Source organism: Mesorhizobium sp. M0590, assembly GCF_040320905.1.
Classification (GTDB): Bacteria; Pseudomonadota; Alphaproteobacteria; order Rhizobiales; family Rhizobiaceae; genus Mesorhizobium.
In genome coordinates this window covers 235,597-260,274 of sequence record NZ_JAMYQN010000008.1, presented here as the reverse complement: position 1 = coordinate 260,274, position 24,678 = coordinate 235,597, and the positions used below count along the sequence as shown (strand labels likewise).

Annotated in this window: 26 protein-coding genes and 1 tRNA gene; 14 read left to right on the top strand and 13 right to left on the bottom strand. The window is 63.5% G+C overall.

Annotation, left to right across the window (positions count from 1 at the left end; genetic code table 11):
- Position 1 precedes the first annotated feature (1 nt).
- The 3 genes from NKI52_RS16190 (at position 2) to NKI52_RS16180 (ending at position 2,816) form a co-directional block, all read left to right on the top strand.
- Positions 2-901 (top strand): LysR family transcriptional regulator, encoded by a 900-nt coding sequence (locus NKI52_RS16190; RefSeq protein WP_352588045.1) that lies wholly within the window; start codon positions 2-4, stop codon positions 899-901.
- Between the two features lie 86 nt (positions 902-987).
- Positions 988-1,656 carry a DUF1007 family protein gene (locus NKI52_RS16185; protein WP_352564924.1) on the top strand — a complete coding sequence of 223 codons (669 nt, stop codon included), beginning with the start codon at positions 988-990 and terminating at the stop codon, positions 1,654-1,656.
- A 5-nt stretch (positions 1,657-1,661) separates the two neighbouring features.
- Positions 1,662-2,816 (top strand): nickel/cobalt transporter, encoded by a 1,155-nt coding sequence (locus NKI52_RS16180; protein WP_502894479.1) that lies wholly within the window; start codon positions 1,662-1,664, stop codon positions 2,814-2,816.
- 174 nt (positions 2,817-2,990) lie between these two features.
- On the opposite strand, the gene denD is transcribed toward NKI52_RS16180, so the two are convergent.
- The 4 genes from denD to NKI52_RS16160 all read right to left on the bottom strand — a co-directional run bounded on the left by denD (position 2,991) and on the right by NKI52_RS16160 (position 6,017).
- Positions 2,991-3,962, bottom strand: coding sequence for a D-erythronate dehydrogenase (denD, locus tag NKI52_RS16175; protein WP_352698601.1), 972 nt, complete (start codon positions 3,960-3,962; stop codon positions 2,991-2,993).
- 1 nt (position 3,963) lies between these two features.
- The gene (locus NKI52_RS16170) at positions 3,964-4,170 is read right to left on the bottom strand and encodes a hypothetical protein (RefSeq protein WP_352448198.1); all 207 of its coding nucleotides are present in this window, start codon (positions 4,168-4,170) and stop codon (positions 3,964-3,966) included.
- A gap of 62 nt (positions 4,171-4,232) precedes the next feature.
- A complete protein-coding gene (locus NKI52_RS16165; protein ID WP_352568118.1) occupies positions 4,233-5,216 on the bottom strand; it encodes a cation diffusion facilitator family transporter in 984 nt (327 codons plus the stop codon).
- Positions 5,217-5,330: 114 nt separating this feature from the next.
- On the bottom strand, positions 5,331-6,017 hold the full coding sequence (locus tag NKI52_RS16160; protein ID WP_352568119.1) for a GNAT family N-acetyltransferase: 687 nt from the start codon (positions 6,015-6,017) through the stop codon (positions 5,331-5,333).
- Positions 6,018-6,100: 83 nt separating this feature from the next.
- On the opposite strand from NKI52_RS16160, the gene NKI52_RS16155 reads away from it, so the two are divergent.
- Positions 6,101-7,285, top strand: a complete 1,185-nt coding sequence (locus NKI52_RS16155; protein WP_352568120.1) for a pyridoxal phosphate-dependent aminotransferase — start codon at positions 6,101-6,103, stop codon at positions 7,283-7,285.
- Between the two features lie 22 nt (positions 7,286-7,307).
- Positions 7,308-7,688: a YciI family protein gene (locus NKI52_RS16150; protein WP_352568121.1), complete on the top strand. Its 381-nt coding sequence runs from the start codon at positions 7,308-7,310 to the stop codon at positions 7,686-7,688.
- Positions 7,689-7,710: 22 nt separating this feature from the next.
- Here NKI52_RS16150 and NKI52_RS16145 read toward each other — a convergent pair whose 3' ends face one another.
- Positions 7,711-8,466, bottom strand: a complete 756-nt coding sequence (locus NKI52_RS16145) for an SDR family oxidoreductase (protein ID WP_352698598.1) — start codon at positions 8,464-8,466, stop codon at positions 7,711-7,713.
- Between the two features lie 221 nt (positions 8,467-8,687).
- The gene (locus NKI52_RS16140) at positions 8,688-9,434 is read right to left on the bottom strand and encodes a tellurite resistance TerB family protein (protein ID WP_352698596.1); all 747 of its coding nucleotides are present in this window, start codon (positions 9,432-9,434) and stop codon (positions 8,688-8,690) included.
- A gap of 255 nt (positions 9,435-9,689) precedes the next feature.
- Here NKI52_RS16140 and NKI52_RS16135 point away from each other — a divergent pair, with 255 nt between their 5' ends.
- The gene (locus NKI52_RS16135; RefSeq protein WP_352568124.1) at positions 9,690-10,049 is read left to right on the top strand and encodes a YybH family protein; all 360 of its coding nucleotides are present in this window, start codon (positions 9,690-9,692) and stop codon (positions 10,047-10,049) included.
- 22 nt (positions 10,050-10,071) lie between these two features.
- Here the strand turns inward: NKI52_RS16135 and trhO are convergent, their stop codons facing one another.
- Positions 10,072-10,992, bottom strand: a complete 921-nt coding sequence (gene trhO / locus NKI52_RS16130) for an oxygen-dependent tRNA uridine(34) hydroxylase TrhO (RefSeq protein ID WP_502894478.1) — start codon at positions 10,990-10,992, stop codon at positions 10,072-10,074.
- Between the two features lie 18 nt (positions 10,993-11,010).
- Entirely contained in the window at positions 11,011-11,172 is a 162-nt protein-coding gene (locus tag NKI52_RS16125) for a hypothetical protein (RefSeq protein ID WP_352588071.1), read from the bottom strand.
- On the opposite strand from NKI52_RS16125, the gene NKI52_RS16120 reads away from it, so the two are divergent.
- Positions 11,162-11,800: a 2-dehydro-3-deoxy-phosphogluconate aldolase gene (locus NKI52_RS16120; RefSeq protein WP_352698594.1), complete on the top strand. Its 639-nt coding sequence runs from the start codon at positions 11,162-11,164 to the stop codon at positions 11,798-11,800. The genes NKI52_RS16125 and NKI52_RS16120 overlap by 11 nt on opposite strands.
- Positions 11,801-11,851: 51 nt before the next feature.
- On the opposite strand, the gene NKI52_RS16115 is transcribed toward NKI52_RS16120, so the two are convergent.
- From NKI52_RS16115 to NKI52_RS16105, 3 genes are all read right to left on the bottom strand, one after another.
- Positions 11,852-11,925 (bottom strand) — tRNA-Gln (locus NKI52_RS16115).
- An 84-nt stretch (positions 11,926-12,009) separates the two neighbouring features.
- Positions 12,010-13,863, bottom strand: a complete 1,854-nt coding sequence (gene mepK / locus NKI52_RS16110) for a peptidoglycan L,D-endopeptidase MepK (protein ID WP_352568127.1) — start codon at positions 13,861-13,863, stop codon at positions 12,010-12,012.
- A gap of 359 nt (positions 13,864-14,222) precedes the next feature.
- Positions 14,223-15,800 carry a sigma-54-dependent transcriptional regulator gene (locus NKI52_RS16105; protein ID WP_352698592.1) on the bottom strand — a complete coding sequence of 526 codons (1,578 nt, stop codon included), beginning with the start codon at positions 15,798-15,800 and terminating at the stop codon, positions 14,223-14,225.
- Between the two features lie 152 nt (positions 15,801-15,952).
- Between NKI52_RS16105 and NKI52_RS16100 the strand changes: the two genes are divergently transcribed.
- The 6 genes from NKI52_RS16100 (at position 15,953) to NKI52_RS16075 (ending at position 22,126) form a co-directional block, all read left to right on the top strand.
- The gene (locus tag NKI52_RS16100) at positions 15,953-17,788 is read left to right on the top strand and encodes a M3 family oligoendopeptidase (RefSeq protein ID WP_352454076.1); all 1,836 of its coding nucleotides are present in this window, start codon (positions 15,953-15,955) and stop codon (positions 17,786-17,788) included.
- 391 nt (positions 17,789-18,179) lie between these two features.
- Positions 18,180-18,968 (top strand): helix-hairpin-helix domain-containing protein, encoded by a 789-nt coding sequence (locus tag NKI52_RS16095; protein ID WP_352454075.1) that lies wholly within the window; start codon positions 18,180-18,182, stop codon positions 18,966-18,968.
- Positions 18,969-19,123: 155 nt separating this feature from the next.
- Positions 19,124-20,275: an aminodeoxychorismate synthase component I gene (locus NKI52_RS16090; protein ID WP_352454074.1), complete on the top strand. Its 1,152-nt coding sequence runs from the start codon at positions 19,124-19,126 to the stop codon at positions 20,273-20,275.
- Positions 20,224-20,886: an aminotransferase class IV family protein gene (locus NKI52_RS16085; protein ID WP_352568132.1), complete on the top strand. Its 663-nt coding sequence runs from the start codon at positions 20,224-20,226 to the stop codon at positions 20,884-20,886. Before NKI52_RS16090 ends, NKI52_RS16085 begins: the two co-directional genes overlap by 52 nt.
- A gap of 17 nt (positions 20,887-20,903) precedes the next feature.
- The gene (locus NKI52_RS16080) at positions 20,904-21,191 is read left to right on the top strand and encodes a YciI family protein (RefSeq protein ID WP_352454072.1); all 288 of its coding nucleotides are present in this window, start codon (positions 20,904-20,906) and stop codon (positions 21,189-21,191) included.
- Positions 21,188-22,126, top strand: coding sequence for a heme-dependent oxidative N-demethylase family protein (locus tag NKI52_RS16075; RefSeq protein ID WP_352698590.1), 939 nt, complete (start codon positions 21,188-21,190; stop codon positions 22,124-22,126). The genes NKI52_RS16080 and NKI52_RS16075 overlap by 4 nt, the downstream gene beginning before the upstream one ends.
- Here the strand turns inward: NKI52_RS16075 and NKI52_RS16070 are convergent.
- The gene (locus tag NKI52_RS16070; RefSeq protein WP_352454070.1) at positions 22,123-22,566 is read right to left on the bottom strand and encodes a DUF6640 family protein; all 444 of its coding nucleotides are present in this window, start codon (positions 22,564-22,566) and stop codon (positions 22,123-22,125) included. The two genes, NKI52_RS16075 and NKI52_RS16070, sit on opposite strands and share 4 nt — an antisense overlap.
- A gap of 143 nt (positions 22,567-22,709) precedes the next feature.
- Positions 22,710-22,907, bottom strand: a complete 198-nt coding sequence (locus NKI52_RS16065) for a hypothetical protein (protein WP_352698588.1) — start codon at positions 22,905-22,907, stop codon at positions 22,710-22,712.
- 197 nt (positions 22,908-23,104) lie between these two features.
- Here NKI52_RS16065 and NKI52_RS16060 point away from each other — a divergent pair, with 197 nt between their 5' ends.
- Entirely contained in the window at positions 23,105-24,154 is a 1,050-nt protein-coding gene (locus tag NKI52_RS16060) for a LacI family DNA-binding transcriptional regulator (protein ID WP_352698586.1), read from the top strand.
- The last annotated feature ends 524 nt before the right edge of the window (positions 24,155-24,678 follow it).

Sequence of the window (24,678 nt, the reverse complement as noted above, 5' to 3'; positions counted from 1 at the left end):
CATGGATACGCTGACCCGCATGCGTGCCTTCATCGATGTCGTCGAGGCCGAAGGCTTTTCGGCGGCGGCACGCAAGATCGGCCGCTCGAAGGCGCTGCTGTCGAAATATGTGCGCGAGCTGGAGGACGAGCTCGGCGCGCTACTGCTCAACCGCACCACCAGGCAGTTCTCGATGACCGAAGCCGGCCACACCTATTACCGGCGCGCCTCGGAGATCGTGCGCGAGGTCGACAGCCTTGCCGATGCGGTGCGCGAATCCTCCGGCGACGTGCGCGGCAGGATCAAGCTGTCGGCGCCGCGCACCTTTGCCGACGCGCCGATCGGCCAATCGCTGATCGACTTCGCCAAGCAGCATCCCGACATCGTGCTCGACATTCATCTCGACGACCGCTTCGTCGATCTGGTCGAAGAGGGTTTCGATCTGGCAGTGCGCATTTCGCGGCTGGAAAATTCCTCACTGATCGCCAGGCGCCTGGCGCCGTTTTCGGTACGGCTTTGCGCGTCTCCCGAACTGATCGCCAAGCACGGCATGCCGGTCAGGGCGCAAGACCTTGCCCGCGTGCCTTGCATCATCGACACCAATGGCCGCTGGCTCACCAACTGGCCGTTCAAGGGCGACGGTGCCGATACGGTGAGTGTTTCGGTCTCCGGCCCGATCGAGGTCAACAGCCCGATGGCGGCGAGGGCGGCCGCCGTGGCTGGACTGGGGTTTTCCATCCTGCCGGATTTTATCGCCGCGCCCGACATCGAAAGCGGCAAGCTGGTGACTGCGCTGGATGACCGCATTCTGCCCGGCGGCGGCATTTTTGCTGTCTATCCGCACCGGCGCTATCTGCCTGCAAAAGTTCGCGTTTTCGTCGACTTCCTGGTGCAGTGGTTCAAGACGCTGGACAACGCATGAGCTTTCAGCCGCGTTGCGGTCCCATTTTCGCCCGCTTTCTGGTAACTGTCGGCAATTCACCGAAGCCGATTGAATCGCGACCGAGAATGCACCTGAAACGGCAAGCAATGATGCTGGCTTCGGCCTTGACCGCGACGTTTGCCGCCGTCGGACCGGCTGAGGTGCATCCCCACGTCTTCGCTGAAGCCCGCCTCGAAGTGGTCCTCGGCCCGGATCACCAAACTGTGAAGGCATTGCGCCATGTCTGGCGCTTCGATGATTTGTTTTCGAGCACGGTGATGATGGAGTTCGACAAGAATTCCGACCTGAAACTCGACGACAAAGAGCTGAAGGATGTCGCCGACACCGTCCATGCCTCGCTTGCCGAGTTCAACTATTTCCAGCTCGTCACCGTCGACGGCAAGGACGTGGCAATGACCCCGCCGCCTCATTTGATGGCCAATTTCGACAATGACCAGTTGATCATCCTGTTTGAATCTGAACCGAAGGTGCCGATCAAACTGAGCGGCAAGATAGATATCGGCGTCTACGACCCGACCTTCTACACCGCGATCGATTTCACCGAGGATGCCAATCTGCAGGTCGATGGGTTGCCGCCGACCTGCACCAGCAAGGTTGTCCGCCCGAACCCGGACGAGGCGATCGCCCAGAACCAGAAGACCCTGACCGAGGCCTTCTTCAACGATCCGACAGGCACCGACATGAGCAAGATCTTTGCCACCAAGCTTGAACTGACCTGTCAGCCGGAAGGATAGATCCAGTGACCAAACCGTCCCTGCGTTTGGCATTCGGTCTTCTGGCCGTCGCCTTTGTGATGACGCACTTTCTCGGCACCGCCCACGCCCAGAGTTCACTCGGCATCGGCACCAATGACGGCATGGCTCCAACCGCCACCGGCCCGTTCGCCCACATCCTGATGTGGATCAATCTGCGCCAGCAGGAATTCTATCATGCGCTTGCCGGCGCGATGAAGGCGATGCGCCAGGACGGCAGCAAGTTGTGGCTGCTCATCGGCCTGTCCTTTGCCTATGGCATTTTCCACGCCGCCGGCCCCGGTCACGGCAAGGCGGTGATCTCTTCCTACATGGTGGCCAATGAAGTGGCGCTCCGGCGCGGCATCATGCTGTCCTTCGTCTCGGCCCTGCTGCAGGCGCTGACCGCGATCGTGGTGATGCTGGTCGCCTATTTCTTGCTGCGCGGCACTGCTGTCTCGATGACAGACGCCGCATGGTTCCTCGAAATCATGAGCTATGTCTTCGTCACTCTGTTCGGCGCCTGGCTGCTGTGGCGCAAGGCCGGCCCGGCCATCCTTCGCCTGTTCGGCGCAAATCCGGGCTACAGCCTCTCGGCTGCCCATGCCGGCCATTCACATTCCGGCCATTCACATGCCGCCCATTCACATGCCCATGCGGCACATTCCCACGCGCTTGATGCGCATGACCACCACGATCATGCGCATGACCATCACGATCACGGCGCCCACGACCACGCCCATGCTGCGCACGATCACCACAGCCATGCGGCGGGCGAGGTCTGCGAGACCTGCGGACACTCGCATGCGCCCGACCCGGCGCTGCTTTCCGGTGATCGCTTCGATTGGCGCACGGCCTGGTCGGCGGTGGCTGCCGTCGGTATCCGCCCCTGTTCAGGCGCGCTGATCGTGCTGAGCTTCGCCTTGCTGAACGGGCTGTGGTTCGGCGGCATCCTTTCGGTGCTGGCCATGGCACTCGGCACCGCAATCACCGTCTCGGCCCTGGCGACGCTTGCGGTGACCGCGAAGAACTGGGCGGTGTATTTCGCCGGCGACGGCCGCATGGGCAACCGCATCCATTCCTTCGTCGAGATCGGCGGCGCCGCCTTCGTCTTCCTGTTCGGCCTGCTGCTGCTCTCGGCCAGCCTGACGACCGGCGGGTGACGTCCAGGCGCGACTCTCCCTTCTCCCCTTGTGGGAGAAGGTGTCGCCGAAGGCGACGGATGAGGGGTGTTCCAGCTTGGCGCCAACAGCGCTCTGTCCAGCACCCCTCAACCGTCTTGGCGCTGCGCGCCAATCCACCTTCTCCCACAAGGGGAGAAGGAAGACGGCGCCACGTTAAATCCTGCCGCCCAGCTCATCCTCAATATGGACGCGTATAATCTCATCAAAACTCGTCTCCGCCGCAAAGCCAAGCTCCCTCGAGCGCCGCGCCTCGAAGCGCGTCGGCCAGCCCTTGACGATCGCCCAGATCGTCTCGTCGGGCTCCTCGCGGATCAGTTTCACCGCCTTGGCGCCGGCGACACGTTCCAGCGCTTCGATCTGTTCGCCGACGGTGACGTCGACGCCCGGCATCGTCAGGTTGCGGCGCGGGCCGACGGCACTGCCGTCGATCTGAGCCGCATGGATCAGGAAATTCACCGCCGAACGCGGGCTGGCGTGTGTGTGGACGACCGAGCGCGGCACCGGCAGGATCGCTTCATGGCCGCTCAGCGGCTCGCGGATGATACCGGAGAAGAACCCTGAGGCCGCCTTGTTCGGCTTTCCCGGCCTGACGCAGATGGTCGGCAGCCTAATGCCGATGCCGTCGAAGAAACCGCGGCGCGTATAGTCGGCAAGCAGCGCCTCGCCGATCAGCTTCTGCGTGCCGTAGGAGGTCAGCGGCGTCGGGTGGAACTCGTCCGGAATGATGTCGGGAAACGGTGCGCCGAACACGGCGATCGACGAGGTGAAGACGACGCGCGGTGTATAGGCCGCCAAGCGGATGGCATCGAACAGCGCCCTTGTGCCGTCGAGATTGACGCGATAGCCGAGATCGAAATTGGCCTCCGCCTCGCCCGACACCACGCCGGCGAGATGGAAGATCACGTCGGGGCGCGGCGCGACCAGATTTGCCGTCGCGCCCGGCGCTGCAAGGTCGCCGGTGTGGACGCTAATGCCGACGCTGTCGAGGACCGGCGCCTGCGGCGGCACGATGTCGTGAAGGTCGAGCGCGGCGATCTTGCGGCCGCCGAGCGTCCCGTCCTTGGCCAACCTGGCGATGAGCTTGTGGCCGACCATGCCTGCCGCGCCGGTAATCAGAATGCGCATGTCACTTTCCCTTTTTGCGCTGGCTGCGGCTACGCAGCCAGAACACGACGAAGATTGCCACCATGAAGATCGCCGCGACGACGCCGGCAAGCACCGTCGAGACCTTGCCGACCGCCAGCATCACTGTTGGAAGATAATAGGCTGCGATGCCGAACAGCAGCAAAACCCAGGCGGCGCCGATCGCCGCATTGCGGGTGTCGCGGTCCATCACGCGGCGCCAGGGTGGCGAGAGTTCATGTCAATCGTTGCCAATGCCCAGAACTCCCGAAGTCAGTGATAATGGCCGCGGTGCGGTGCCGTATCATGCGCATGATCGTGCTCGTCATCATGCTCATGGCTGTCGGCACATCGGCCGAATTCCGGTTCGACCGTGGCATGGGCTATGCCATGTTCCGCCGCAAGCCGCTTCTTGATCGCGCTGACCGCCATATGCGCGTCGACGCCGTCATTGAGGCAGGCATGCAACGTCGCCATGTTGCTGGAACCGTCGATCGACCAGACATGCATGTGATGCACCTCGCGCACGCCCTTGATCGAGCCTTCGATGTCCCTGGCGATCAGGTCGCGGTCGAGGCTTGCCGGCACGCCTTCGAGCAGGACGTGGGCGGCCTCGCGCATCAGCGACCAGGCCGTGGACAGGATCAGCAGCGCGACAAGCACCGACAGGATCGGATCGATGGGCGTCCAGCCCGTCGCCAGGATCACCAGCGCCGCCACGATCGCCGCGGCCGAGCCTAGCAGGTCGCCGAGCACGTGCAGGATGGCGCCGCGCATGTTCAGGCTGCCGCGGTCGCCGCCATGCAGCACGTAGAACGAGCCGAGATTGACCAGCAGGCCGGCGATCGCGACGACCAGCATCGGCCCGCCGAGCACCGGAGCCGGCGCTTGCAAGCGGCCCCAAGCCTCGTAGACGATCCACAGCGCGATGGCGAAGATGGCGATGCCGTTGGTGTAGGCGACCAGCGTCTTGACCCGGCCGAAGCCGTAGGTGAGGCGCACGGTCGCCGGCCGGCTCGCAAGGTGAAAGGCATACCAGGCAAGGCCGAGCGCGACGCAATCGGCAAGCATGTGGCCGGCATCCGCCAGCAGCGCCAGCGATCCCGTCAAGAGACCGCCAAGCGCTTCGACGACCATGAAGCCGGCGGTCAGGCAGGCAGCGATCAGCACGCGCTTCTTGTCGGTCGAGCCGTGCACATGACCTGCGCGATGGCTGTGGTCGTGGACCTGCGAAGCGTGGTCGTGGGTATGCGCCATCTATAGCCCCTGCTAGAGCCTGATCCATCCCGGCAGACTCGGGATGGAGGCTCTATCTTTCTATTTGACCATGATCTTACCCGAAAAACCGGATACCACTTTTCGGGAGCATGGTCAGGCGCCGAACTCGGCGCGGAAATCCTCGAGCCGCCGCTTCTGCTGGCCATCGCTGTCGAAATTAGCCGGATCGAGCCACGCCTCATAGGCTCTGCGCAGATCAGGCCATTCCCTGTCGATGATCGAATACCACGCGGTATCGCGGTTTTCGCCCTTGACCACAAGATGCTGACGGAAAATGCCCTCGAACTTGAAGCCGAAACGTTCCGCCGCGCGCTTCGACGGCTCGTTGCGATTGTTGCATTTCCATTCGTAGCGGCGATAGCCAAGCTCGTCGAAGACATACTTCATGAACAGGAACTGCGCTTCCGTCGCGGCCGGCTTACGCGAGATCAGCGGGCCCCAATAGATGTTGCCGATCTCAATGACGCCGTAGGTGGCGTCGATGCGCATCAGCGTCTGGCGCCCGGCGACCTTGCCGCTGGCCTTGTCGATGACCGTGAAGAACAGCGGGTCTTCGCTGGCTTCCGCCTTGTCCAGCCATGGCTGGAAGGCGGCGCGGCTCTCCGGCGGGTAGTCTGGCAGCCAGGCAAAGCGGCCGTCGACATCGGCCACCGACGAGGCCTCAAACAGGCCGTCGCCGTGCTTTTCGGCGTTGAGCGGCTCCAGCCTGACAGTTCGCCCCTCCAGCACCTTGCGTTCGGGCCGCGGGCGCGGTTGCCAATTCTTGAGATTTTCCGACACCGAAAACTCCAATCCGTTTGACTTTTGCGGGCGGACGCTCACAAAAACGCACGCTCGCTGAAAGAACCACACGGACAGGAAAAATGCTCCACACGATTTCGGCCTTCGACCGCCTCGGCGAGGAAAATGCGTTCGCAGTGCTGGCGCGTGCCACGGCACTTGCCCACCAGGGCCGCGACATTGTCAATCTCGGCATCGGCCAGCCCGACTTCAAGACGCCGCAGCACATCGTCGAGGCCGCGATCAAGGCGCTGCGCGACGGCCATCACGGCTATACGCCGGCCAACGGCCTGCTGGCGACGCGCGAAGCGGTGGTCCGCCGCACGCTGGCCACTACCGGCGTCGAAGTCTCGCCCGAAGCGGTGATGATCCTGCCCGGCGGCAAGCCGACCATGTTCGCGGCCATCCTGATGTTCGGCGAGCCGGGCGCCGAAATTCTCTATCCCGATCCCGGCTTTCCGATCTACCGCTCGATGATCGAGTTCACCGGTGCTGCCCCCATCCCGGTGCCGATGCGCGAGGAGAACGGCTTTGCCTTTTCGGCTGCGGAGACCTTGGCGCTGATCACGCCGAAGACCAGGCTGCTGATTCTCAACTCGCCGGCCAATCCGACCGGCGGCGTCACGCCGCGCGCCGAGATTGAGAAGCTGGTCAAGGGGCTGGAAGCGCACCCGGACGTCGCCATCCTCTCCGACGAGATCTACGACGTGATGACCTATGACGGCGAGACGCACTGCTCGCTGCTCGCCTTCCCCGAAATCCGCGACCGGCTGATCGTGCTCAACGGCTGGTCGAAGACCTGGGCGATGACCGGCTGGCGCATGGGCTGGTCGATCTGGCCGAATGGCGACAAGGGCGCGCATCTCTACGACAAGGTGCGCAAGCTGGCGGTCAATTGCTGGTCCTGCGTCAACGCGCCGAGCCAGTATGCCGGCATTGCCGCCATCGACGGCCCGCAGGACGATGTCGACAAGATGATGCGCGCCTTCGACCGCCGCAGGAAGGTCGTGGTCGAGGGGTTGAATGCCTTGCCCGGCGTTTCCTGCATTACGCCGAAAGGCGCCTTCTATGCCTTCCCCAATGTTTCCAAGACCGGCTGGAAGGCCAAGAAGCTCGCCTCGGCGCTGCTCGAGGATGCCGGCGTGGCGCTGATCGGCGGCCCCGATTTCGGCATTCTCGGCGAAGGCTATGTCAGGCTGTCCTACGCCAATTCCGAGGAGAACATCCTGCGCGCGCTGGAGCGGATCGAGGCGTTCCTGGCGAAGTGAGGACGGCGAAAGGAGAAGCCAGATGTTCTATGCCATTCTTGCCTATCACGAGGAAGAAGCGATTACGGCACTGACGCCTGAGCAGGATGCGGCGCTGATGACCGATCTTCTCCAGATCAACGATCGGCTCTACCAGCAAGGCACCCTTGGGCCGGCGGCCCGGCTCGGCGCGACACAAGACGCCTGCACCTTGCGCGGGCCAGGCACCGGAATGGTTATCGACGGCCCCTTCGCCGAGACCAAGGAACAATTGCTGGGGCTCTATGTCGTCGACTGCGCCAACCGTGACGCCGCCATCGACATTGCGCGCGACCTTCGCCGCGTCAATCCGACCGCCGTCTACGAAATCCGCCCGATTTCGCTATATTTACCCGGCGTGCCGCTTCCGGTCACCCGGCCCTGATTTAGACCGGGTTGAGACTAATTTAGCCTCGCCCGACAAATGGCATCTTCGTCGCCATCACGGTCATGAACAGGACGTTCGCGTCGAGCGGCAGGCTGGCCATATGGAGGACGGCATCGGCGACGCGCTCGACATCCATCACCGCTTCGGCGGCAATGGTGCCGTTGGCTTGCGGCACGCCGACCGTCATCGCTTGCGCCATGTCGGTCAGCGCGTTGCCGATGTCGATCTGGCCGCAAGCAATGTCGTAGGGCCTGCCGTCCAGCGCCAGCGTCTTGGTCAGCCCGGTGATGGCGTGCTTGGTCGCCGTATAGGGCACCGAGCCCGGCCGTGGCGCATAGGCCGATACCGAGCCGTTGTTGATGATGCGGCCGCCCATCGGCTGCTGCCTGCGCATGGCGCCGAACGCGGCGCGAGCACACAGGAACGAGCCGGTGAGATTGACCCCGACGATGTCGTTCCACACGTCGACCGGGATGTCGTCGATCAACGTCGATTTGTAGCTCGTGCCGGCATTGTTGAAGAGCAGGTCGACGCGCCCGAAAGCCGCAGCCACCGTCTCGAACAGATCGTCGACCTGATCGGCCTTGCTGATGTCGCAGGCGAAGGCCAATGCCTTGGCCTGCGTCGGCCCGGCCGCGGCGATCGCATCCTCCAGCACCGGCTTGCGGCGACCGCAGAAGACCGTGTTCCAGCCGGCCTTGAGCAGCGCCGTGGCGACGCTTTTGCCGATGCCCGTACCGGCGCCGGTGACGATGGCGGTTTTATAGTCGGTCATGGCTGTACTCCCTGAAAGGGATGAGGCATCGCAAATGACGGGAACCATGGCAAGCCGGCCCAAAGCCTGTGCTCACAAAAAGGGCGGCCGTTGGCGACCGCCCCTGATCCGAACCGGGCATGGGAGGAGGAAAGCCGATCCGACTGGCTGAAATCATGCGCTCACCGGATTAACGAGAAGCTAACGCCAACGGCGCCGAGCTCCGAGGCTTCCTCTTCAAGCTACCAGCGCGAGCCTGCGACCGGCTTGCCCGTGCTGCCCGCTGCCGGCACCTTCGCCGCCGTCACCGTCGCCTCGACATGGTCGACCAGCGCATCCGGCAGGCCGAGACGGCCGGCAAGCAGGTCGAGATAGCCGCGTTCGGCCCGCGTGTCCGGATCGATGGCAAGACGCGAGGCGGTGTAGAGTTCCAGCTTTTGCGCATCGGTCTTGGCCCCGGCGATCAGCACATCCAGATCGAGCGGCGCCTCCAGTTCCGACATCAGGAATTTCTCCGCTTCGGCGCCGACGCCCGCTAGGCTGAGCTTGCCGGCGATCTTCTGCCGCTCTTCGTCATCGACGTGACCGTCGGCCTTCGCCGCCGAGATCATCGCCCTGACCAGCGTCAGCGTGAATTCGTCTTCGCCCTGCGGCGCTTGCGACGGATGGAAGGCGGTATCGGCCGGCGGCGGCAGCAATTCCGGTTCGCCTGCAGCTTGCGTCTCGGCCGGCGCGTTGCCGTTCTTGTAGTTCTGGTAGGCCTTGTAGGCGAGGCCACCGATCGCAGCCAACCCACCAAGCTTCACCGCCGCACCGGTGACCTGGCGGCCGGGGCCGGTTCCGAGCAGCACCGCGGCCAGCGCACCGGCGGCAAGCGGATTGTCCTTGGCCATCTGCACCGCCTGCCCGGCCTTGTGGCGGACGGTCGATCCGGTGCCGGGAATTTGCGAGCCGAGCAGATCGTCGAGGAGCTTCTTGGGATCGAACATCTATGCCTCCAGAATTGGCCCGGCCGAAGGTGCGCGGGCAGGTTTGCACGTCGAAGACCTAGGTCCCGCAGTTTGACATTACAATGACGGGGTGCATCGTTTTGCCCGCTGCCACGCATGACCTCGAATGGAGGTCTGCTGGGATTTCACGCGGAAATTAAAGTGCTGCAGCCTCCTTCCGCGCCAAAAAACGCGTGTCGAAACCAGCTTCGACTTCGAGTAATGTCGCGGCACGTCGCTTGGGAGGAGCCTGGCATGACCAATGAGACAGCCCGCCAGCCGGCACGCGATCCCCAGGAGCTGGAGCGCCTGCTGATTTCACGGCAATGGGTCGGAGACATTGACGGCATGGCAGCGCTTTTCGAGCAGCATGCCGTCATCGACAGCGGTAGCGGACAACTGACGTTCGGCCGCGAAGCCATCCGGGGGCTGTTCGCGGAGATCACCGCAACCGGCCGAAAATTTCAGTCCGGAGATCAGCGCCCGGCTGTCGTCAATGGCGACCTGGCGCTCACCTCGACCCGGCTTCCCGATGGCACCATCACCACCGAGGTCGCGCGCCGGCAGAACGACGGGACATGGCTGTGGGTCATCGATCGCTTCTCTGTTGCTTGACGTGAAGTTGCTTAACGTGAAGCTAACTTCCGATATGGCGATCGCCGCGCGCTTGCGCCAGCTCGACCTGGTGCTGGCGCTCGGCGTAGCGGGCGCGATCTTCGTTCGAGCGGGCATCGAAGCAATGCGGGCATGAGATGCCGGCAGCATATTTCGGCGACAGCCGGTCTTCTGCAGCCAGCGGATGCCGGCAGGCGCGGCAGAGTTCGGCCTCGCCTTCGAGCAGCCCGTGCGATACCGAAACGCGCTCGTCGAAGACGAAGCATTCGCCTTGCCACAGGCTCTGTTCGCCGGGCACGTCCTCGAGATATTTCAGAATGCCGCCCTTGAGGTGGAACACATCCTCGAAGCCGAGCGACTTCACATAGGCGGTCGCCTTCTCGCAGCGTATGCCGCCGGTGCAGAACATGGCGACCTTGCGCCCCTCGAGCTCGTGCCGATGCTGCTCGACCCAGGCCGGGAATTCGCGGAAGCTGGTGGTGGCGGGATCGACAGCACCTTTGAACGTTCCGAGCGACACCTCGTAGGCGTTGCGCGTGTCGATGACGATGGTGCCCGTATCCGAGATCAGTGCATTCCAGTCGGCCGGCGCAACATAGGTGCCTGCACCTGCCGCCGGATCGATATTGTCCACGCCCATGGTGACGATCTCGCGCTTCAACCGCACCTTCATGCGGTGGAACGGCATCGTTGCGGCGCTGCTGTATTTGATCTCGAGACCGGCGAGACCGTCGATGGATTCGAGATGATCGATGAGCGCCGCGATTGCCGGTTCACTGCCGGCGACCGTGCCGTTGATGCCCTCACGCGCCAACAGCAGCGTGCCTTTGACGCCGCGCGCGCAGCAGAAGGCGGCGAGCGGCGCGCGCAGCGCCTCGAAGGTGTCGAGCCGGGCGAAGCGGTAAAGCGCGGCAACGCGGAAGGCTTGGCTGGGAAGTGTCATCACCAAGCCACTAGACGCTCACGACAGCCGGATCAAGGCAGAGCCGGGAGCGGTCTGATCGCGGAAGGTTTCGAACACCACGCGTGACATCGCGACACGCCGCGTTTCGTGGACAGAAAAACCGCCTTCTGCTAACCGGTCGACTTGATCAACAGAGGAGAGACGACGAATGCCCAGCACGACCGAAAAGCTCCTGTCGCTCCTCAACGGCCAGCCGGTCATACCGGTGCTGAAGATCGCCAATCCCGCCGACGCGGTGCCGCTGGCCCGGGCGCTGGCCAGCGGTGGCCTGCCGGTGATCGAGATCACGCTGCGCACCGCCGACGCGCTGGAGGCGATCCGCCGGGTGGCAGGCGACGTCGAAGACGCGGTCGTCGGCGCCGGCACCATCCTGGACGCCCGCCAGTTCGGCGAGGCGGCGGCCGCCGGTTCGAAGTTCATCGTCAGCCCCGGCATCACCCGCGAGCTTCTCGCGGCAGCCAAGGACAGCGACGTGCCGTTGCTGCCCGGCGCCATTACGCCGGGAGAGGTCATGGCCGCCCGCGAAGCCGGCCTGCGCTTTCTGAAATTCTTCCCGGCCGAACAGTCGGGCGGCATTGCCTCGCTCAAGGCTTTCGCCGCGCCGCTTGCCGACGTGAAATTCTGCCCGACCGGCGGTATCACCGGCAAGAACGCCGCCGACTACCTCAGCCTGCCCAACGTCATCTGCGTCGGCGGTTCCTGGGTGGCGCCGGACGATCTGGTCAAGGCCGGCAAATGGGACGAGATCGAAGCCTTGGCACGCGCTGCGAGCAAGCTCGGGCGATAACGTCTTCTGCATCAAAAGCCGCCGCCGATCTGGCCGATCCGGTTCGCCGGCTGGTTCCCGCTCATGGGCTCGAACCACGATTCACGCCTTCAAAGGGCGCTGTCCTACCATTAGACGAAGCGGGAGAATGCCGACCAGTGGTTAGCATCCCTGGATGAAGGAAGCCAGTGCCGGCGGTGGAGGCAGCCGCGCGAGGTGCCCAGCGCGGCCTACTCGGTCTTGAAGCGGGCAACCGACATGAACTTGACGGCTTTGCCGGTGAACCGGTTTGCGTCGGCCATCTCGTTGCCCGGTTGGAAGCCTATCGTATAGACCTCGCTCGGTGCCGTACGGACGAAGTCGTAGGCGTAGCGCGGCGCCGTTGTCGCATCTGAAACGGTTGCGACATACTCACCGCTGTGCAGCGCCCACCGGGCGGACTGCGGCGCGGCGGCGACCACCACCGGCTTGGGGCCGGGCTTCAGGTCGCGGGCGGTGGCCCTGGGTTCCTTGCGTGTGGTCTTCACGCCTGCACCGATGACGGCGGCCGGATCGGAGCCTGCCGGGCGGGCAACGATGGCCTCGCGCGGCGATGCCCCGTCGCTCGATGCCCCGTCGTCGCTCGCCGGTTCCTCGAACACCGATGCTTGCTCGGAAAGCGACGCGACCTTGTATTCGTCGGTCGCGCTGACCCGTTCCAGAACGGCCTTGACCTCGTCGGGCTGGGAACTGTCGGGCCGCGCCGACGGCAATACCGAGAATGCGTCGGTGGCGGTGTTGCTCCGCTCGGCCGCACTCGCCAGCGCCAGCAACACTTGCTTGTCCTGCGGCGCAAGACCCACCGACGAAAGATCGGCCGGCAGCGAATGATTGGGCCGCCAGCTCGGCACGGGAATGTTGTTTGCCGCGACCTGCACCGGGCCGGCCGCAGCAGACGGGTCTGCTATGCCGAACGGAACATTTGCCGGCGCCACGCTTGCCGGCGCTTGCGCGGTCGCCACCGCCTGTTCAGTCGATCCAGCCGCATCCGCCACGCCGAACGGAACGTTTTCAGGCGGCTGGGCGCCGACGTCGGTCTTCGGACGCGGAGCAAAATCCGGCAGCGGAATGCTGCGGGCAGGCAATGCCGCGATGATCGTCTCCGGCGTGTCGTTCTCCGGTTCAGGCGCAGGCGCCGGAGCATCGGCGACTTCCGGAATCTGAGCGCGCTTGGCATCCTGAGGCGCCACGATGGCAATGCCAGGCAGGTTGCTGCTCTTGGCGGACGGCGCCGGCTTCACGTTACGGGGCTTTGGCGCCGGCTCGGCCATCGCCACATCGGCGCTGTCGTCCGCCTCGTCGTCGCCACCGCCGAAGAGGGCTGCCAGGAACCCACGGGATTTTTTGGCACCGCCGCTTGCGCTGGCGAGTTCGATGGCCGGTGCGCCGGCGCCCTTGCGGGCTTTGTAGGAGGCGAGCGCCTGTTGATAGCCAGGCAGCGGCTTGCCGTCGCTCGGCACATGCAGCGTCTTGCCGTTGGGGAACACGCGCGCCAGTTCCTGGCGGCTGATGCCGGGCCAGTGGCGTACATTGCCGACATCCATATGCACGAACGGCGAGCCGGAACTGGGATAGTAGCCGACGCCGCCGCCCTGCATCCTGAGGCCGACGTCGCGCAGCTTCTTCAGCGGCACGCCGGGAATATAGAAATCCATCGCCCTGCCGAGCATGTGCTGGCTTTTTTCGGCGACGCCCCTGCTGCGGCTGCGCAGCATCGAATTCGTGGCCGGCGAACGATAGCCGCAGACGACCTGGATGTAGTCGGTCGCGCCGCTCTCCCGATAGGCCTCCCAGACCAGGTCCAGCAGGCGCGGATCCATCTTGGTCGGCTCGTTGCGACGCCAGTCGCGCAGGATGATGTTGATCTTTCGCAAGCCCGCCTGGTCGTAGCGCCCGTTGCGCTTGTAGACGATCTCCGCCTTTTCATGCGTGTGGAGATGATAGAGCTTCAGCGAACGTGTCTCGGCGCTGGCGCCGGTTGCCGCTGCTGCAAGGAACCCGACGGCAACAATCACCGCTGCCAGCCATCTCGGCCAGACGCTCATGTGATAATGCCGCCCGTTTTTGTGTCGTTCGATTCTGTTCAAATCAAAAGGCCTTGCAGGCTGCCGTTTTGTCCCCGGATTTGACCAAACGGATGCGTGGTGTGTGCATCCGAATATCGATCCTAATGGTTAATCATCGCTTATTGAAGCCGAAATGCGGTAACACGGTGGCGATATCCCGCCAAAAATATTGCGCAGGATATCTTGGTAAACCGCTGGTTTAGATCATGTTTTGGCGCCAGCTCGAAACACGATCTGTTACCGTCCGCCTTAATACGTGAACACTGTGGCGAACACCTCGTTTCGAGGCGCAGTTGCGTGGAATGATGTCCGGATGAGAACCGGCTTGGCCCTGTGACTCAGGAAGCGAGCCGTTCGACGCGGCCGGTTTCCGGGTCGATGCCGTATTCCTTGAGCTTGCGGTAGAGCGTCGACCGGCCGATGCCGAGGCGGCGGGCGACTTCGCTCATCTGGCCGTTATAGTGATCGATGGCGAGCTTGATCATTTCGAGTTCGACGTCGGCCAGCGCACGCACATTGCCGCGCTCGTCGAGCGCCCGCAGCGTGCCGAAACGAGGCTTGGCTGGTGCATCGGCGTCGGCGGCTGCGATGCCGCCAGCGGCCGATATGTTGTCGCGCGGCTGGCTGCCCGAAGCCACTCCGGAAGCTGGCCACCCTGGAGTTGGCCCCCCTGAAGCTGGCCACCCTGGAGCTGGCAAGGCGATACCCGAATCGAGATTGACCGTGCCCTCGACTTGCGCCCGGATCTGCGGGAATTCTTCTTCGGTCAGCATGTCGCCGTCGGCGAGCACCGAAGCCCGGAAGACGGCGTTTTCGAGCTGCCTTATGTTGCCCGGCCAGTCATAGGCCTGCAGCATGGCAAGCGCCGCAGGCGAGATGCCTCGCAGGCGGTGGCGCGGATCGGCGGGCGCCACCTTCTCCATGAAGTGCTCAACCAGATACGGGATGTCGTCGCGACGGTCGCGCAATGGCGGCACGAAGATCGGATAGACGTTCAGCCGATAGAACAGGTCCTCGCGGAACTTGCCGTCCTTGACCTGCTGCAGCAGGTTGCGATGGGTTGCCGAGATCAGCCTGATGTCGACCCTGACGGTCGAGCGCCCGCCAACCGGATCGACCTCGCCGTCCTGTACGGCGCGCAACAGCTTGACCTGCACGTCGAGCGGCAGGTCGCCGATTTCGTCAAGGAACAGCGTGCCGGTGTGCGCTTCGACGAACTTGCCGGTATGTTTTTCGGTGGCGCCGGTGAACGAGCCCTTCTCGTGCCCGAACAGGATCGATTCGACCAGATTGTCGGGGATGGCGCCGCAATTGACGGTGACGAAGGGTCTCGAGCGGCGGTCGCCGCTGCCCTGGATGGCGCGCGCCACCAGTTCCTTGCCGACGCCGGATTCACCTTCGATCAGGATCGGAATGTTGGACGCCGCCGCCTTGCGGCCGAGCCGGATCACCCGATCCATCGCCGGACTGTGGGTGATCATGTCCTTGAACGTCAGATGGCCGCCGCGCTGCCGTGACGAGCGCTTCACTTCGCCTTCGAGCGCTTCGACCTTGAGGGCGTTGCCGATCGACGCCTGCAGCCTATCGGGGGAGGCCGGCTTGACGACGAAGTCGAAGGCGCCGTGACGCATTGCCGAAACGACGGTTTCGATGCCGCCCTGCGCGGTCTGCACGATGACGGGAATGTGGATGCCACGCTCGCGCATCGCCTTCAGCACGCCGATGCCGTCGAGCCCGGGCATCATAAGGTCGAGGATGACCACCGACACGTCGCGCGCATTGGGTCCGTCGACAAACTCGAGACCCGCCTCGCCGCCATCGGCGACGATCGCGGTGTGGCCGAATTTCGTCACCGCCGCCTCGAGAAGCCTGCGCTGCACGGGATCGTCATCGACTATGAGTATGGAAGCTGCCATGACTGATCCGACCGTGCCCGCCCGAGAATGCGCCCTATGGATCATCTTGGCACAGGGTTCTAAATAAGCTTTCAAAAAACCCGGTGAATGAATTCCTTAGGATTTGACCGGCTTCTCGTTTCCTCGAATTTTTGTGTCTGGAAGGATCGGCAATGCGCATGGTTTTTGCTCGAAAGCTGGCGGCGGCGCCCGGTCAGGGCGTGGCGGAGCTTGGCGACCTGCCGGAATGGAATCTGGCCGATCTCTATTCGGGCATGGAAGCGCCCGAGTTGAAGCGCGACATCGCCAAGGCCGCCGTCGATGCCATCGCCTTCGAGAGCCGTTGGAAAGGCACGCTCGCCGCCGAGGCCGGGCGTGGCAGCGCCGGCAGGCTTGGCGAGACGCTTCAGGCCTATGAAGCGCTGGAGGAGCTGATCGGCCGCATCGTCTCCTATGCCGGGCTTGTCTATGCCGGCAACACGTCGGATCCGCAGCGCGCCAAGCTCTATGGCGACATCCAGGAAAAGATGACCGATGCCAGCGCGCACCTGCTGTTTTTCGCGCTCGAGCTGAACCTCATCGACGATGGCGCGATCGAAAACGCACTCGCGGCCGATCCGGCCTTCGCCCATTACCGGCCCTGGGTGCTCGATCTGCGCAAGGACAAGCCCTATCAGCTCGAAGACCGCATCGAGCAGCTCTTCCATGAAAAATCGATCACCGGGCGCGGGGCCTGGAACCGCCTGTTCGACGAGACGATGACCGATTTGCGCTTCGACGTCGACGGCGAGGAGCTGACGCTGGAGCCGGCACTCAATCGCCTGCAGGACGCAGACAGCGAGGTGCGCCGCCGGGCGTCCGAGGCGCTGGCCACGACCTTCCGCAAGAATTTGCGCGTCTTTACGCTGGTCACCAACACGCTGGCCAAGGACAAGGAGATTTCTGACCGCTGGCGCGGCTTCGAGGACATTGCCGATTCCCGCCACCTCGCCAACCGCGTCGAACGCAGCGTGGTGGATGCACTCGCCGCCGCGGTTCGCGACGCCTATCCACGCCTGTCGCATCGCTATTACGCGATGAAGGCGCGCTGGCTCGGCATGGAGGTGATGAACCACTGGGACCGCAATGCGCCATTGCCCGAGACCCCGCAGGCAGTCATCGGCTGGGACGAGGCCAAGAACACCGTGCTTTCCGCCTACCAGCGCTTTTCGCCCGACATGGCGGAGATCGCCAGAACTTTCTTCGACCGCAACTGGATCGATGCACCGGTGAGACCCGGCAAGTCGCCTGGCGCCTTCGCGCATCCGACCGTGCCTTCGGCGCATCCCTATGTGCTGCTCAACTACATGGGCAAGCCGCGCGACGTGATGACGCTGGCGCACGAGCTCGGCCACGGCGTGCACCAGGTGCTGGCCGGCGGCCAGGGCGCCCTGATGGCATCGACGCCGCTGACGCTGGCCGAAACCGCATCGGTGTTCGGCGAAATGCTGACCTTCCGCTCGCTGCTCGAGCAGACCACCGACAAGCGCGAACGCAAGGCCATGCTCGCCCAGAAGGTCGAGGACATGATCAACACGGTCGTGCGCCAGATCGCCTTCTACGAGTTCGAGCGCAAAGTGCATGCCGAGCGCAGGAGCGGCGAACTGACCTCCGACAAGCTCGGCCAGTTCTGGTTGGAAGTGCAGGCGGAAAGCCTCGGGCCGGCGATCAAGCTGCGCGAAGGGTACGAGATTTTCTGGACCTATATCCCGCATTTCATCCACTCGCCTTTCTACGTCTATGCCTATGCATTCGGCGATTGCCTGGTGAACTCGCTCTACGCGGTCTACCAGAACGCCGAGCGCGGCTTTCAGGAGAAATATTTTGCCATGCTGCGCGCTGGCGGCACCAAGCATCATTCCGAGCTTCTGGCACCGTTCGGCCTCGACGCGGCCGACCCTGCCTTCTGGCAGATCGGGCTTGGCGTGATCAGCGGACTGATCGACGAGCTGGAAGCACTGGACAATTGATGCGCAACACTGGGTGATGCGCAACACCGGATGACCGGGTTTTCCAGAACAGTTTAGCTGCAATGCATATTGGCGATGGTTCTATTCTTGTCTTGGATATTTGTTCTTAAATAACTTTCCATGGAAGTTTTCCGTTAGATTCCCGTAAGCTGTATGATAGCGTCCGCCCTCAAGCTCAGCCGGGCACGAATGGATCCGGTCGGAAAATCCCGACCGGTCATGGCGTGTCGGCGGATGCGACAACGGTTGTTGGCCAGGGGCAAACCGGTCGCCGACAGCTCGATCGAAGCCGGCTGTTCTGCAAATTGCGGAACCACCATCGAATGGTCCTTCGCCGAGGTCATGGCTCCACAGGCCAGGGCGGACGGATCGGACTGGAGAGAGAAAGACAATGGGCACTTTTTTCTACATGCTCCTGGCGTTCCTGGTAGGTGTGTTGGTTGGCTGGTTCATTTGGGGACGCCTGCGTGGCGAACTCGACAGTTTGCGCGGCGATCTAGACCGCACGCGCAGCGAACGCGACAGATTGCGGGCCGATAGCGACCGTCTGACCGGTGAGTTGGATGCATGCGGCCGCGCCCGCGCCGATCTCGAACGCCGGCTGGGCGAGGCGAAAACCACCCAGGCGCCAACCGCGAAGGCGGCAACAGCCAAGGCGCCAGCCGCCAAGACCGGCGCGACCAAAGCCGCGATGCAGGCGCCGTCAACGCTGATGTCGACATCCGCACCGGCTAAACCGGCGCCGAAGAAATCTGCAACGGCGAAGGCCGCGACCGCGCCACGCGCAAGTGCCGCGAAAACGGCAACGCCGAAACCGCCTGCATCGAAAGCGAGCGCCGCGCCGACGACCGCGCCAGCGGCAAGCAAGGCTGCGCCGGCGGCAAAGAAAGCCGCGACCGGCAAGGCAACAGCCACCGCGGCAGGCAAAGCCAACGATCTGCGTCGCCTGATCGGCATCGGCCCCACCAACGAGCGGCTGCTCAAAGGGCTTGGGGTCACGACCTATGCCCAGATCGCCGCCTGGACGCCCGACGATGTCAAGCGGATCGAGGCGACGTTGAATTTCGACGGCCGTATCGAACGTGAACGCTGGATCGAGCAGGCGAAACTGCTTGCCGCCGGCGACGAAAAGGAATTTGCGCGCCGCTTCCCGACCGCGGGAGAAGCCAGCAACACCTGATCCATCGCAGGCGGCATCTGGAACAAGGCGGCGCCCTCTGGCGCCGCATTTGTTTTTGCCGCCGCGCCTTTGCGTCTTGAGACGCCGCTCCCTCGATTGCACACGGTCGAGCCCCCATATAGATCGATCGCTGGTGACCGCAGCATCCGAGCCTTATGTCCCTGCCCCTGCCCTTTGCAATTTTCAGGAACGACGAGACCGCGCGGCAGCTCGTTTTCGACCGGCCGGCCGAGATAATCGCAGCGCATGGCGAGGCGGACTTTTTGCCTGCCCTGGAAGCCGCGCAGGTAGCACATGACGGCGGCAAATGGCTGGCCGGTTATTTCTCCTACGAGGCCGGTTACCTGCTCGAACCCAAGCTCGTTCCGCTGCTGCCGGCCGGCCGCCGCGCCCCGCTTTTCTGCCTCGGCGTGTTCGACGCGCCAGTCGAGGAGACGATCGCGCCAGGCGATCTGCCGGCTAGCAACGGCCCAATCTTCGACGCCAAGGCAGCCTGGTCTTCGGACGACTACGCCAAACGCTTTGCCAGGCTGCATGACCATATTCGCAAGGGCGACTGCTACCAGGGCAATCTGACCTTTCCGGTCCGCGCGCAATGGTCGGGCGATCCGCTGGCCGCCTTCAACGCGCTGACCGAACGCCAGCCGGTGAAGTATGGCGCGCTGGTCGCGCTCGGCGATCCGATCGTCTTGTCGCGTTCGCCCGAACTGTTCTTCGAGGTGGACGCGGAAGGCATGATCGAGACGCATCCAATGAAAGGCACCGCGCCGCGCGGCGCCACCAAGGCCGAGGACGATCGCCTGAAAGCGTTCTTGCGCAACGACGAGAAGAACCAGGCCGAGAACCGGATGATCGTCGATCTCCTGCGCAACGACATCTCACTGATCAGCGAGGTTGGCACGCTCGATGTGCCGGAGCTTTTTCGCATCGAGAGCTACCCGACGGTCCACCAGATGGTGAGCCGCGTGCGGGCAAAACTTTTGCCCGGCCTCGCCATCCGCCAGATTTTCGCCGCGCTGTTCCCCTGCGGTTCGATTACCGGCGCGCCGAAGATCCGCGCCATGGAGATCCTGCGCGAGCTGGAAGGTGGCCCGCGTGACGTCTATTGCGGCGCCATAGGCTGGATCGCGCCCGGCGGCCGGATGCGCTTTTCGGTGGCGATACGCACCATCTCGCTCTTTGCCAATGGCGAGGCGGTCTACAATGTCGGCGGTGGCGTCGTCTTCGATTCGACAGCCGAAGAGGAGTACCAGGAGTGTCTGCTGAAAGCCCGTTTCGCGACGGGAACACTGCCGATTTCGAACTGATCGAAACAATGCGCTGGGAACCCGGCTCGGGTTTCGTCCGTTTCGACCGCCATCTCGCGCGGCTTTACGGTTCGGCAAGCGAACTCGGCTTCGCCTGCGACCCGCAAAGGGTCGGCGAAGCGCTGATGAATGCGGTCGGCCGCCAGCACATCGCATTGCGCACTCGCCTCGTCCTGTCGCGCAAGGGCGAAGTGGCGGTGTCGGTGCAGCCCTACGAGCCGCTCGCCGCAGACAAGGTCTGGACCCTGCAGCTGGCGCGCGTGCGGCTTGATTCGAGCGACATGCTGCTGCGCCACAAGACCAGCGGCCGACAAACCTATACGCGCGCCCGCGCCGAATATCTCGCCAGCCGCGCCAACGAGGTGCTGCTCGCCAATGAGCGCGGCGAAATCTGCGAGGGCACGATCACCAACGTCTTTGCCGATTTCGGCGACGGCGTGCTGGCCACGCCGCGGCTCGATTGCGGCCTGCTGCCTGGCGTCCTGCGCGGCGAACTGCTGGATCAAGGCCGCGCCGGTGAAGCGGTCTACACGTGGAACGAACTGCAATCGGCCAAGGCGCTGTTCGTCGGCAACTCGCTGCGCGGATTGATCCCGGCGCGGCTGGGCTGAAGCATCTGGAGACAACAATGTTCGTGGTTTCGCTGAACTACAAGGTGCCGCTGACCGAGATCGACTGCCTGCAGCAAGCGCATGTCGAGTGGCTGAAGGCCTGCTATGCGCAAGGTATCTTTGTCGCCTCCGGGCCAAAGCGGCCAAGGACCGGCGGCATCATCATCGCGCGCGGTCCACGCGAGGAGCTCGATGCCAGACTGGCGGACGATCCCTTCGCCAAGGCAGGTGCCGCCGATTACGAAATCACCGAATTCACGGCGAGAATGGCCGCTGCCGCACTGGAAGCCTACAAAGAGGCATGAGTTTCCGCCCACCGACCCACACACCCTATGACGGCTCGTCGAAACTGTTCACCATCGGGCTGAAGCCGCTCAATCTCGATAGATGGATCGAGGTCGACCAATATCTGCTGCCCTATCTTGCCGAGAAATGCCGGCTTTACGCGGAAATTCCCGACAAGGTTTTTGTCGAGGAGCAAGCAACGCGCGACGCCCAGCGCGAAGTGCTCGATCTGGTCGGTGCGCATCTGGCGGCGAACTTTCCTGAGACCCACAGGCGTACCGCCGACGGGATCGAGGTGATCGGCGGCACCGACGATCTCGAAGGCTCGGGCACCGCAGCTTCTTTCAGCGATGCGCCGCTTGCCGCGGCCTCGTTGCTCGTCCAGGAAGATTTGATCCTGATGCGCCGCGACGAGAGCGGCTGGCGTCTGGCGGCCGGCTCGCTCTGCTTCCCCTCGTCATGGTCGCTGATCGAAAAATTCGGCAAGCCGCTGCAGCAGATCCACGCGCCGGTACCGGGTTTCGGCCCGGGCACACGCCCGGCCGATCTCATCAACCGCATGTTCGACGGCCTCCAGGGCCAAGCCGTCGAGCGCTACAACTGGTCGATCCAGGCGGGCGACGCGCTCTACCATCCGCTCTCCAACCTCGAACGCATCGACCGCGCCAGCTGTCGCCCGTCGAGATTCCCGGATGGCGACATCGACGCCCATGCCTTTATCCGCGTCGAACGGCAGACGCTGAGAAAGCTCCCCGTTTCGGGCGACGTACTCTTCACCATCCGCATCCATCTCGACCCGCTCGCCGTGCTGGAACGCCACCCCGACCGCGCGGCGCTCGCGGCGTCCTTGGCCGAACAACTTCTGGCGCTGGACGAGCCACAACTCGACTACAAGGGGATGACCGCCGACCGTGACCGGCTGGTCGCGTGGCTCAGGGCGCTAGTGCTGTCCTAAATCGCGGCCAGGCCCAGCAGCAGGATCGCGGACATTGCGGTAAAGACGGTGACGTTGACATCCCACCGCCAGCCCGCCGGTCCAAACGGCGGCCGGAACGGCGGATAGCCGTTCTCGTCATACAGCACGCCACCGTAGATCGGCCGCGAGAGCATGGCCGCGAAGAATGCTCCATACATAGCCGCGGCCAATCCCCCGGCGAGATAGAGCCGCTCGGCTTCGAGTTGTCCCTTGATCCAGATAAGTCCGAGCGCAATCAGCGCCACACCGGTGTAGCTCAGCACCTGCCAGACGACATGAAACCGGGCGTGTGGGGTCCACAACGGATTGGTTGCATGTGTGGCGTTGAAGTCGGCTTTGATCGTCGCTACGCCGTAGCCCACGGTCGCGACGCTTAGCAGAATTCGGGCAAGCAGATGACTATCGTAAGCGAGCTCCATCGCATTTTCCTCCCTTATGCAGGAACGACTTGAATGGCACCCTGGGCACAGAAGAGCTGCCCATCGGCCAGCCGCGCATAATTATGGACGATCCCCTTCTCGTGATCCTGCAACTGCACGATGAAGTTGCCGCTCTGCTCCGTCTAACTCGCGAGCACGAGATTCGGGCGTACGCTGGTCAGGTCGACCTTGACCATCTCGTCGATTTCGGTGGTCCCGATCGACGCCTGGATATGCAATTCCTGCGGCGAGAAAAACGTCAGCCGTGGTACGAAGGGGCCGAAAACGCAGTCGAAAGTCTTGCCGACGAGCGAAGCTGGAAAAGCATCGGTTTCTGCCATCATCCTCTCCTTGGGCATGGCCGCCGCTGCGGGCCACGCCATTTGACGATTCTCGGTGTCGCAGTCGCATAAACATCCGAATATATGCCCTTGGAGCGCTCCAAGGAATACGATCCGCCTATTTCGGTTTTGAGTCAATAAAATTCTTGGAGCGCTCCAAAAAATGGTCTACCTCAGGAAAAACGAGTGAATCGCCAATGCCAACCCTAGCCGATGTCGGCAAGGCTGCCGGAGTTTCCCGGGGGACTGTCTCCAACGTCTTCAACCGGCCGGAGCTGGTCAGGCCCGAATTGCGCGAGCGCGTCGAAGCGGCCGCGCGAGCGCTCGGGTTTGGCGGCCCCGATCCGAAAGGACGATTGCTGCGGGACGGCAAGTTCAATGCCATCGGGTTCATGCCGCCTGGCGCCTACGCCATCTCCGAAGTGATGAGAAGCCCCTATGGCCGTGAGCTGGTGCTCGGCGTTTCGCTCGCCTGCGACGAGGCTGGAACGACGCTCAGCCTTGTAAACGGCACCGATGACACGCGCTTCGCCAGCATCCGCGATGCGCTGGTTGACGGCTTTATCCTTGGTCACAGCGCCGACATTGGTCTCATAATTTCGGTACAGAGACGGCGTCTGCCCTTCGTCATTCTCGAAAGCGACGCGGGTCCCGACATCAATTCGATAAAGATCGACGGTAGGAGTGGAGCGGTTGCTGCCGTCCGGCATTTGATCGGGCTGGGGCACCGGCATTTTGCCATCCTTTCGGTGCGCCGGACTCCCGGCCCGCCGATTGTCCACATGCCCGGACAGGCAACGCGCCCGCTTCTGGCCGGCTTCCCGCTCGACGATGAAAGGCTCGATGGTTTCAAACAGGGTTTGGCGGAGGCGAATTTGTCGATCGACGATGTCCCGATCATCGAGACGATACCAGGCGAGCCGTCTGCCGGAGCAGTGGTGTTCGACAGGGCGCCTGAAGTAACCGCGATCCTGACCATGTCGGATTGGCAGGCGATCACAATACTGGACGAGGCGGTTCGCCGCGGCATCGACGTGCCGGGCCACGTATCGGTCGTTGGCTTCGATGGGACCGCTGAATCCGCACGCACCACGCCTCCGATGACCACTGTGGCGCAAGACGTGATCGGAAAAGGCAGGCTGGCCGCCCGAATGGTTCTTGACAATGAGGCCCCCCGCCAGGTCGTTCTGCCGGTAGAACTGGTGGTTCGAGCCTCCACGGCCGGGCCGAGGGCAAAAGTCCGCTGAAACGCGCGGATGCGCCATCCGCATCAGGGGCGGCGCTGGCAGCGTCTTTTCGCTAAGCAGCGTCTGACACTGAACGGGGCACAACTTGACTATAAGGGCCTGACAGCCGACCGTGACTGTCGGCGGAAGACAACTGTAACTTGTGGCTTGGGGGAACAATGATCCAGCATCTTGGCAGGCCGGTCACGTTCATGGCCGCGATCCTGGTACTGTCGACAGCAGCTGAGGCGGAGCCGGTGACTTATGCCGGCAAGCTTGGAAAAAGCGATATCGTCGTCGAATTCACCGGCGACCCCGCGACCGCCGACGGCCCGCTGGCCGGCCGCTACTTCTACCGCTCGAAGGGCGTCGATATCCCGCTGCAGGCCAGGTTGCAGAAGGGCAGCAAGTTCGAACTGGCCGAGGAGGAGGCATGCGGCGCCGATAATTGCGATGACGGAAAGGCCGCGCCGATCGCCGCTGTGTGGCGCCTGGCCTCATCCAGTAACGGCAAGACCCTTGAAGGCAGCTGGAACGGAAAGAAG